Source organism: Coprococcus sp. AM97-35, assembly GCF_027697525.1.
Lineage (GTDB): Bacteria > Bacillota > Clostridia > Lachnospirales > Lachnospiraceae > Allocoprococcus > Allocoprococcus comes.
This window is the reverse complement of the sequence record NZ_JAQESL010000069.1, coordinates 1-1,308: the sequence shown is the minus strand read 5'-3', so window position 1 is coordinate 1,308 and position 1,308 is coordinate 1. Positions and strand designations below refer to the sequence as shown.

The window sequence follows — 1,308 nt, the reverse complement described above, 5'->3', positions numbered from 1 at the left end:
ATTTATAAAGGAGAATATTGATGAAACTATTTTTATGTTCGCACTTTTCAAGTGTGGGAAGTCTGATAAAGGAAGAAATTGAAAATAAGAAAGTCGCATTTATTCCAACAGCTTCACTGCGTGAAGGCTACACCGGTTATGTCGGCTCGGCTCGAAAATTATTCAAAAAGTTGGGAGCAATCGTAACTGAAATTGATATTTCAACGGAGGCTTATTCAACGATACAGTCTGTTTTTGAAGAAGCAGATGTGATATATTTTACCGGCGGAAATTCTTTCTTTCTTATGGACCAGCTCCGTAAAACGGGAGCTGATGGGCTACTGAAAAAGAAATTGGCAAATGGAAAATTGATGATCGGCGAGTCGGCAGGCGCAATTATATGCGCTCCAAGCATCCAATATATCGAGCAAATGGATGAAAAGCCAGAGGACTACTCACAAGAAGATGATGCAGGGCTTGATTTGATTGATTTCTATGTTCTTCCGCATTATCTTACAGCACCATTTAAGAAAGTTACCGAGAAAATAATGACTGAGTTTTCGGATTTGAATCTATGCCCGATTAACAACCGTCAGGGAATTGTAATTGATGGTGAAGGTTCAAAGGTTATTTGCAAAGACTAATTTGAAAATTCCTGTTTTTGAAACTGGAAAATCGGAAGCTGAGGAGATAGACTATTGAGAACATATGAGAATAAAGACGAGCTTAAAAACGAGATAAATAAAAGCTTTGCAAAATATATTTCAGAATTTAATGATATTCCGGAGCATTTAAAAGATAAGAGAATTGATGAGATCGATCGAACTCCGGCAGAAAATCTTGCTTATCAGGTTGGCTGGACAACTCTTGTTATTAAATGGGAATCAGACGAAAGAAAGGGTATTCCTGTTAAAACTCCTTCGGATAATTTTAAGTGGAATCAGCTTGGCGAATTATATCAATGGTTCACAGATACATATGCTCAGCTGTCACTGCAAGAATTGAAAGACAGATTGAATGAGAATATCAACTCTATTTATGCAATGATTGATTCTCTGAGTGAGGAAGAATTATTTAAACCACATATGAGAAAATGGGCTGACGAAGCAACTAAAACAGCTGTCTGGGAAGTATACAAATTCATACATGTTAATACAGTTGCTCCGTTCGGAACCTTTAGAACCAAGATTAGAAAATGGAAAAAGATTGCACTATAACTTCAAGTTTACAGAACTGAATCAAAAGAGCTCGAAGGAGCTCTTTTTCCTTTTTTATAATAGTATCATTATGGTATAATAGAGACATTAAAATCGGAATTTGTGGAGAGAT

2 protein-coding genes are annotated in these 1,308 nt (G+C 36.2%); both read left to right on the top strand.

What is annotated here, in order from left to right:
- Positions 1-20: 20 nt before the first annotated feature.
- Positions 21-623: a Type 1 glutamine amidotransferase-like domain-containing protein gene (locus PG840_RS16655; RefSeq protein WP_270613912.1), complete on the top strand. Its 603-nt coding sequence runs from the start codon at positions 21-23 to the stop codon at positions 621-623.
- 54 nt (positions 624-677) lie between these two features.
- A complete protein-coding gene (locus PG840_RS16650) occupies positions 678-1,196 on the top strand; it encodes a ClbS/DfsB family four-helix bundle protein (RefSeq protein WP_002304342.1) in 519 nt (172 codons plus the stop codon).
- The last annotated feature ends 112 nt before the right edge of the window (positions 1,197-1,308 follow it).

What these genes read in the sequence shown, in the direction of transcription:
- PG840_RS16655 (WP_270613912.1), top strand. Translation starts at nt 21, where the DNA reads ATGAAACTATTTTTATGTTCGCACTTTTCAAGTGTGGGAAGTCTGATA.